Raw genomic sequence first — 8,433 nt, 5'->3', positions numbered from 1 at the left:
GCTACCATTTTTTATACTACTTTTAATATTACAACTTGACGTGCGGAATATGGGACCGAACATAATATTACCCTGAATTTCATCAAAAACTGTTGGGTTTCCTACGTCAACCCAACCTACACATAAGTCTACGCACTAATCAATTTCTGAAATAATTCATGATCCCGAATATTCTCAAAATCAGATTCATTTTTTGCCATTTCCTGACAGTTTCCACCATTCAAACTAATCGCCTTTTCCAAACTTTTTAAAGCTACTTCAACCTCTCCTTTCAAACTATAACAACGAGTCTGATTATACCAAGCACTAAAAAAGTTTGGTTTGATTTTTACAGCATTATCAAAACAAGCGATCGCCTCTCCATAAATTCCCAATTTCATCAAAGAAACACCGCGATTATTCCAGGCATCACTATAATCATTTTTAATAGCAAGTGCCTGATTATAAGACTTCACTGCCTCTTGATATTTTTGAATTTTTGCTAAACAGACCCCTCGATTATTCCAAGCATCTGCATAATCAGGTTTAACCTTTATCCCTTGTTCAAAAGAATTAATTGCCTCTTGATAATGCTGCAATTCTATCAAAGAAACACCCCGATTATTCCAAGCATCTGCATAATCAGCCCGAATTTGTAAAGCTCGATCGTAAGAAGTAATCGCCTCATCAAACATCTTTAATTTTGTCAAAACTACACCCCGATTATTCCAAACATCTGCCATTTCTGGATAAATTTTTAAAGCTTGATTATAAGCATTAATCGCTTCTTTGAGCCGACCTGCCAAGAAAAATTTATCTCCTTGTTTCCCATAATCATTCGCCATCATTAAAGGCTCCGAATTATCAGGTTGAGCAGCAGAATATTGAATCAAAGTATCCTTTTGAAGTAGTTCAATTTTTTCGTCAGCTTTGTGACTTTGTTGTTTCAGTTCATCTAAGATAATTTGAGCCTCACCGACCATTTCTTTCAGTTGAGATATTGTGTCATATTTAAAACTATCAATTTCTTGTTCTGTAATATCAATTTTGTTAGCCAACTTTGCCTGAAGAAACCAAATCCAAATTGCTGCTGAAGCAGGGAAAAAAGTCAAGACAATTAGAAAAACACTAAGTAATGATGTGGCATGACGAAAAGTATAATCTACTTCTTCTCGGACGCGATCGCGAATTTCTTCTCTCAGTTTAAATTCTTCAATTTGTTCTTGGTTTTGAGTCAGGATAATTAAAGATTTTTTTTGTTGGTAATCATGCTTAATTTTGTTATTTATATGACTATATACGACACTTTCACTAAGAGAAAGTATGAGAGTTAAAATCAGATTTATAATTTTCATGCTTCTGCTAAAAATTCAGATTAACTAATAATATTTTCGATCTATGAATTAATTCTAATTATCAAACCTAGATTCCAAATTGAGAGTAAAATAAATTATAATATACACAAGACTTAGGCCAAATTCTCATATAGCAGGGAACAGGATACAGGGAACAGGGAACAGTTGGAAAAACGTTTCCTAGTCTAAGATTCATCATTAGTCTATGTCCTAACTAATTCTTTCTACAGCAAAGAAAGAATTAATTTTTATAACTTTTGACTTTTCACTTTTGACTTTTGACTTACAAAGAATGTCTGAATGGATTGAAATTGGTAAAATTGTTGCACCTCAAGGTTTGAGAGGAGACTTGCGAGTATATCCTAGCTCAGACTTCCCAGAAAGATTCCTAGAACCTGGAAAAAGGTGGTTATTATCACCAGGTCAAGTAGAACCCCAGTCTATTGAATTATTAGGTGGTCGTTATCTTTCTAGTAAGGGGTTGTATGTGATAGAGTTGGCAGGAATTGAAAATCGCGAACAAGCTGAAGCTTTACGAAATAGTCAGTTATTGATTGAAAAAGGCGATCGCCCCCAACTAGAAGAAGATGAGTTTTATGTACCAGACTTAATTGGTTTAACAGTTATTAATCAGTTAAATGGGGAAACTATTGGCAAGGTTGTGAGTATGATTTCCGCCGGCAATGATTTGTTAGAAGTAGAAAAAATATCTACAGATAGTCCTGTTATTTCTGAAGTTCCTATGGGAGATAATTTACCACAAGAAAGTGGCAGAAGTCGGCGGAAAAAACATCAGCAAAAACCTCAATCTCCCCAATCCAAAAATATTTTAATTCCGTTTGTCAAAGAAATTGTTCCTATAGTTAATTTTGAAAAAAATATCATTGAAATTACTCCCCCTGAAGGCTTAATTGACCTGTGAAGTCAGTTATCAGTTAGCCTCCTCCGGAGGAACTGCGTTAACAGTTATCAGTCAATACGGTTCAGTTAAGGATTTTGTTTGCACTTATGTAATCTGAAGAGCTACTCTAATGGTTCCATACATTATGATTTTTGGTCTTATCTGAACCGTATTGAGTTATCAGTTAGTCTCCTAGGTCGGAGCTTTATAATAAAGCCTTTATCTACAGCAAAAGTAATAGTTGATAGCTGAATGCTTACCTTTCATGTATCCGTACATCCGTTTCAATAATTAATAATTAATAATTAATAATTACCTCTTCTTATAACAGATAGGATTGGTTAAAAAGGAAATTTTTTTTTCTTCTCTTGGTCGATTGGATATGGCGAGGAGACCTCGCCATCCCATCCTAACGGACTGCTCCGCAAACGACCGCTTTTTTCTCGTTGAAAGGAGAGGCTTTAAACCTTTATTTTTCGGTGAAAATAAGTGTCATGCTTTCGTCCTTCAAATCAGTTTAAATTCCTCAACAGCAGGTAAAAAATTTTTATTTTCATGGCTAGGACGACTAAGTTTAATCAGAACAAACCTTTGTAGTGGAGTCAGATTTTTCCATTGCTCTAACTTAATTTTAATACCTATTTCTTGAGCTTTTTCCTGAACTGTTTCTGGAATTTTTGTCTCATCCATCCAAGGTGGATTTTCTTCAACAGGTAAATCTTTAGCAGAGGTATTTGTCTGCTCAATTACTAACTGATGTAGCCATGTTCGATAACTTTGAATTTCCTCTGATTTATTGCAAGGTTTATCTACCAACTCTTGACGAATTGCATGATTAAATTGATGCCAGTGGGATAATTTTAATTTAACTCCACAGGTATCTAATTTATAGCGTACTATCATAGGAATGCACCGTAGGGATGCTACAAAGTCTTGCTCAAATTCAAAATAATTGTCACTCATATTTTTTTGATTTTTTAGTTAGATAACTCTGAGATATAGCAATTCTCATCCTTTTGGATTGTTTGAACTACTTGTTAATAAACTGTTAAGCGTTCCCTGTTCCCTATTACCTATAAACTTACCGAAAAATTAAGGTATAAAGCCTCTCCATTCATGGAGAAAAAGCGGTCGTTTGCGGAGCAGTCCGTTAGGATGGGATGGCGAGGTCTCCTCGCCATATCCAATCGACCAAGACAGCGGTCGATCTTCGGAGCTTGGAGTAGGATGGGATGGGGAGGTTTCCCGAAAAATGCAGAGCCACTCCGCTTTTCATGTCGCGCAGTTAAACGCCATATCTAATCGACCAAGAAAAGAAAAAAAATTCCTTTTAGCCAATCCTATCTGTTATCAGAAGAGGTAATTATTAATTATTAATTGTTAATTATTAATTATTGAATTTCATACCTTAATTCAGCAATGCCAAAAATATTAAACCGGATATCATATTTAATGATTGAATGGAGGCTTTTTTCGTGAGCTAATAATCCAATAACTAATGGATAGAGCAAAAATAGCAAATGCTAATCCGGCTAAGGCTTCTCCTCCTTTTTTATCCAGATCATAAATAATAATTTTTCGGGCTACAGCAATTAAGGAAGTAACGATTACTAGCTCTAGACTAAAGACGTGTTTATGGAGGTAGGCTGTAATATTTTCTAAAAGTTCCAGAGCAATTAAAATATTTAAGAATAGTCCAAATATTTCAAATAAAGTATCTTTAAAAAGAGGATGGGGTGTCAAGAAAAGTTTTTCAGATATAAAAACTACCAGATCAAATACAGCAAAAAGAATCACAGCAATCATAGATAAAGTTAGAACTTTAGAAACTATGATTTCCATGGCTTCAATAAATTTGAGGAAAAATTCATCTTGTTCAGGAAGAACAAGATTTTTGATAGTTTTGAGGAATTTTTTCATGTTTATTTTTAGTATATAATTGACATAAAACTCGGAATTTAATATAAATTTATTGTAGTTTTTTCGCCTTTTTACTATACAGTTAAAAGCAACTAAATAGTAGCATAAATCTATTCTATTTCTGTTTTTTCCATCTCATTAAGCGAATTTTTACTAGCAGCAATAATCAAAGAGCTTACTGCTGTAAAAGCTATTATTCCGACCAAGGCAGCAATTGATATATTGTGTAATAAAAGTGATAAATCGGCTTTGGCTGTGGTATAATAAGGTATAGTATCTCCTGAGTCTTTTTCTGGGAAATTATCAGAATTTGATTGCATATTATCACCCTAGTTTTGAATTGTGCCAGATCAGTATACAATTAGTTACGATCAAATAGCAATTATCAATCTTTTATAGTTTGATTAAGTTATACCATTTTGATAAATGTTTGCTACAAATGACTAGGGGGTTTTTGTGTGAGTCAGGAGTCAGAATGAATGCCTTTAATACCATGTTTTAGATCGGAAATTATCTTTTTTGTCAAATGAACATCTTCTAAAAAATATTTTTATTGCCCTTATATCATGTCCGGATAATTAGTCATAAAAAAAGTTTTTGTTTGTAGTAGGGCTATAGCCCGTGAAATATCTATCTTAGGGCTAAAGCCCTACTACGAGCTGTAATTATAACTATTCAAGCGGACATGGTATTACTATTCGTAACATTCTTTTTTCAAATTGGTATTATACCTAAAATTGGCGTTACCGAAAAATTTTGGTTTAAAGCCTCCCCTTTTAAGGGGATAATAAATAAAAATTTTCATGATTAGTCAATCCTCTTCTTTTCAAGGAGGGGTAATAATTAATAATTAATTATTAATTATTAATTATTAATTATTGAATGAAGCGTGGGCAAGCTGTTGTGCATTTTTAATGCACAACAGCAAGTCAAAAGTCAAAAGTTAAAAGTTAAAATATAAGAAAGGTTGAGCCTGATGTCTCAAATATCATCATATACAAATTAAATGGACAATAGCTGATGATGCGTGAAATTAGGGAGTAGGGAAAGATTGTCATAAAATGCCTAGGAAACAAGTAGTTTCAGGGGTGAATATTTATAATTCATACCTAGATTATGCAACGCTCTAAAATTAAATTAAAGTGGTCAAATTTTCACCATAATCAGAAGTTTGGAGAGCAACAGGTAAAGATAGAGAAACTGTTGTACCTTGATTTTTACCAGCACTTTCTAGAGTAATATTACCACCCATCAATTCCATCAAACTACGAGAAATTGCTAATCCTAAACCACAACCACTATAAGCACGAGTAGTGGAACCATCTAGCATGACAAAAGATTGAAATAATTGATGTTGTTTACTCGGTTCAACTCCAATTCCTGTATCTTTAATAGTTACTACTGCAATCGGAATTTGATCGATATCATAAGTATTCACACCTGGTTTAATCTGAACATTAACAGTAATACTGCCAGTCTCAGTAAACTTAATTGCATTATCAATAACATTTAAAAATATTTGCTTTAGCTTTGTTGGATCGGCTTCTACAAATATTGATTTAGACATATTAGGTTTGTATAGTTGCAGATTTTTGTGTTGGATTAGAGGTTGTTGAGAATCGATTATTTCACTTAAGCATTCCGACAAATTTACTAACTTTTTCTCAATTATAAGTTTGCCTTCTTTAATTTGTACCAAATCCAAAAGTTCATCAATTAAATCCAGCAAATGAATAGCAGACTTATCAGCTTGCTGTAATAATTCAGTTTCTTCTTCTGGGCTATCACAAAAGTTATCCAGGACTAATTTTAGAGAACAAATAATACTATTAAGTGGAGTTCTTAGTTCATGGGAAATATTTTTCATAAACTCATCTTTGAATTTATCTGCCTCCTGTAAAGCAGTATTTTTCCTCTCCAATTCAACAAATGATTTTTGTAACTGCTCTGTCATTTGATTAAATGATTGAGCCAATATTGCCAATTCATCAATGGGAACTTCTTTGACTTTTTGTTCCCAGTTTCCAATAGATAAAGAAGTTGCTGCTTGCTTCAAACGCCTAACTGGTCTAATAATCAATTCACAATTTAGTAAACCCAAAACAATTGCTAGTATTAATGCCATCAAACATAAGGCAACAGTAATCCGAGTATTGGCATAAATACGCCCCATAAAATCTGCTTGGGGAACTACTACCAAAATCAACCAATCTAAACCATATTTATCGCTAAAAGGTACGACTTGTAAAAATTGTTGTTTACCATCTATATCAAAGTTCAGTAATGAAGTATTCTGAATTTGATTGAGATCCCCAAACCTGTCTGTGAGATGTTTACTTGCTAAACGAATTAAAGGATCTTTACTATCTAAAGCGTCTATCAGTTTTGAGTCATTATTGTTATTAATAAAAGGATCGGTTGTAGCTGAACTAGCTATTAGTTCTCCAGAACGGTTTAAAATGAAAGCTTCCCCTGACTTACTAATCTTCAACTTCTGTAAAAATTCATGCACTTGAGAAAAGGTTAGAGTAGCATTGACTAAGGCGATGACATTACCATCATTATCAATTATAGGTTGAGTCGCCATCATTTTTACTTTTTCATCAATTAGGGATGTAAATATCTTACCCCAAGCTGCTTGACCTGCGGTGATGCCATCTTGATACCATGGTCGTAGACGGAAGTCATATTGGGAAATTACGTTTGTGCGCTTGGTTCGTCCCCCTTGACTGTCGGTAGCATATTTCTGCAGTTCTCCATTTGTAGATTGATCTGTAACAATGATATTCAATGCGTTATTATCCTGGCGACTAACTGCAACCATAGTTCCTGATGTAGATGTAATCCCAATCACACCAATAGAATCAAAAGACTGAATCTGATTCCATAAATGACGTTCGAGATCATTAGTTGCTTGAATATTAAGTTGATTAAGACGAATAGCATTGACATTTAGTTGATTCACTAAATGGGGAGTCTCTAAATAAATATCCAGTTTCTGCTGAATACGGACTGTAATTTCCTTTTGTAATTGATTCGCTAAGTCGTTGACTGCACGCTTACCATTTGTAAATGACAGATATCCCACTAACCATACTGCTGAGATGATTTGCAATACAAATGGGACAATGACTATAGCTCGCAGGGGAAGTTTTGGTGAAAGTTTACAAAAAAGGGGATTAAGTGGTGACTTTGGCATAGTGGCGGCTTATTTCTTTCTACTTAAACTTCAATTATATAGCAGGAAACAGGCAACAGTTGGAAAAACATTTTCGCTCTCTAAGATTCATTATTAGTATATGTCCTAACCAATTCTTTCTTAGCTATATATAGCTATATTAAAATTTGCCCAAGTTTACTATTATTGTAAGCATTTCCTGCGGAATGCTGCGCAAACAGGTATTAGGTCTTAGCTATCAGCTATTAGACATTTCCAATAATCAAAAATAAAATCAATCCTTATCCATAAAACTATCAATTACCGAAAAATTAAGGTATAAAGCCTCTCCATTCATGGAGAAAAAAATTCCTTTTAGTCAATTCTTTTCTTTATAAGAAGAGGTAATTATTAATTATTAATTGTGAATTATTAATTATTGAATATTCCCTCTTTTTATTTTTGATTCCAGCTTGTAACTCCTTGCCAGTTATTAGGTACACCTTCTGATAAAAAATTATTCACTCGTTCTAGATAAATTTCTGTAGTTTTATCCTGTGAATTGACTGTTAATACTTTTTGGAAATATTCCTTTGCCATGGCAAATTCTTGCTGTTGATAATATAATACTCCTTGTTCAAAATCTGGTTGAACTTGTTTTTTTAACTTTAGCAAATATTCTGGATCTCCATCCATAACTTCATAAATTTTAATAGGATGATTTCGCCCTTTAACTAGGACCCGATCTAAAAATCTAATTTGATATTGATTTGAATCTACTAAATTATTAAATACTGCTTCACTAATTATGATAGAAACTCCATAAAATTTTGTTAGTCCTTCTAAACGAGAAGCTAAGTTTACATTATCTGACAAAGCATCACCTTCCATTCTGGCTTTTTCTCCTACCATACCTACCATCATTTTGCCAAAATGAATTCCAATTCCCACTTTTATTGGTTTATAACTTTGGTTATCTCTCTTAATATTATATTCTCCAACTTTTTTAATTTTACCAATACCAGCTTTGACTGCATCATCTGCTCCATGAGGAAATACAGCCATTATTCCATCTCCTAAATATTTGACTATAAATCCATAATTATCTCTAACTTTTGGAC

The 8,433-nt window shown here is 33.4% G+C and carries 7 protein-coding genes; 1 reads left to right on the top strand and 6 read right to left on the bottom strand.

The window, feature by feature from the left end:
* Positions 1 to 128: 128 nt before the first annotated feature.
* On the bottom strand, positions 129 to 1,334 hold the full coding sequence (locus ACP6PM_RS01550; protein WP_426581206.1) for a tetratricopeptide repeat protein: 1,206 nt from the start codon (positions 1,332 to 1,334) through the stop codon (positions 129 to 131).
* Between the two features lie 292 nt (positions 1,335 to 1,626).
* Between ACP6PM_RS01550 and rimM the strand changes: the two genes are divergently transcribed.
* Positions 1,627 to 2,256, top strand: coding sequence for a ribosome maturation factor RimM (gene rimM, locus ACP6PM_RS01545; protein WP_426581204.1), 630 nt, complete (start codon positions 1,627 to 1,629; stop codon positions 2,254 to 2,256).
* Positions 2,257 to 2,742: 486 nt separating this feature from the next.
* On the opposite strand, the gene ACP6PM_RS01540 is transcribed toward rimM, so the two are convergent.
* The 5 genes from ACP6PM_RS01540 to ACP6PM_RS01520 all read right to left on the bottom strand — a co-directional run.
* A complete protein-coding gene (locus ACP6PM_RS01540; RefSeq protein ID WP_426581202.1) occupies positions 2,743 to 3,198 on the bottom strand; it encodes a nitrate reductase associated protein in 456 nt (151 codons plus the stop codon).
* A gap of 486 nt (positions 3,199 to 3,684) precedes the next feature.
* Positions 3,685 to 4,155, bottom strand: coding sequence for a phosphate-starvation-inducible PsiE family protein (locus tag ACP6PM_RS01535; protein ID WP_426581200.1), 471 nt, complete (start codon positions 4,153 to 4,155; stop codon positions 3,685 to 3,687).
* A 110-nt stretch (positions 4,156 to 4,265) separates the two neighbouring features.
* Complete coding sequence (locus ACP6PM_RS01530) at positions 4,266 to 4,475, bottom strand: hypothetical protein (protein WP_426581198.1); 210 nt, start codon at positions 4,473 to 4,475, stop codon at positions 4,266 to 4,268.
* 812 nt (positions 4,476 to 5,287) lie between these two features.
* Positions 5,288 to 7,354 (bottom strand): HAMP domain-containing sensor histidine kinase, encoded by a 2,067-nt coding sequence (locus ACP6PM_RS01525; RefSeq protein WP_426581196.1) that lies wholly within the window; start codon positions 7,352 to 7,354, stop codon positions 5,288 to 5,290.
* A 414-nt stretch (positions 7,355 to 7,768) separates the two neighbouring features.
* Positions 7,769 to 8,433, bottom strand: a 665-nt coding sequence (locus tag ACP6PM_RS01520) for an adenylate/guanylate cyclase domain-containing protein (RefSeq protein WP_426581194.1), incomplete at its 5' end; no start/stop codon positions are given.

The organism is Dapis brunnea BLCC-M229 (genome assembly GCF_050015995.1).
Lineage (GTDB): Bacteria > Cyanobacteriota > Cyanobacteriia > Cyanobacteriales > Microcoleaceae > Trichodesmium.
This window is presented reverse-complemented; position numbering and strand designations above follow the sequence as displayed.

What these genes read in the sequence shown, in the direction of transcription:
- ACP6PM_RS01550 (WP_426581206.1), bottom strand. Translation starts at nt 1,334, where the DNA reads ATGAAAATTATAAATCTGATTTTAACTCTCATACTTTCTCTTAGTGAA.
- rimM (WP_426581204.1), top strand. Translation starts at nt 1,627, where the DNA reads ATGTCTGAATGGATTGAAATTGGTAAAATTGTTGCACCTCAAGGTTTG.
- ACP6PM_RS01540 (WP_426581202.1), bottom strand. Translation starts at nt 3,198, where the DNA reads ATGAGTGACAATTATTTTGAATTTGAGCAAGACTTTGTAGCATCCCTA.
- ACP6PM_RS01535 (WP_426581200.1), bottom strand. Translation starts at nt 4,155, where the DNA reads ATGAAAAAATTCCTCAAAACTATCAAAAATCTTGTTCTTCCTGAACAA.
- ACP6PM_RS01530 (WP_426581198.1), bottom strand. Translation starts at nt 4,475, where the DNA reads ATGCAATCAAATTCTGATAATTTCCCAGAAAAAGACTCAGGAGATACT.
- ACP6PM_RS01525 (WP_426581196.1), bottom strand. Translation starts at nt 7,354, where the DNA reads ATGCCAAAGTCACCACTTAATCCCCTTTTTTGTAAACTTTCACCAAAA.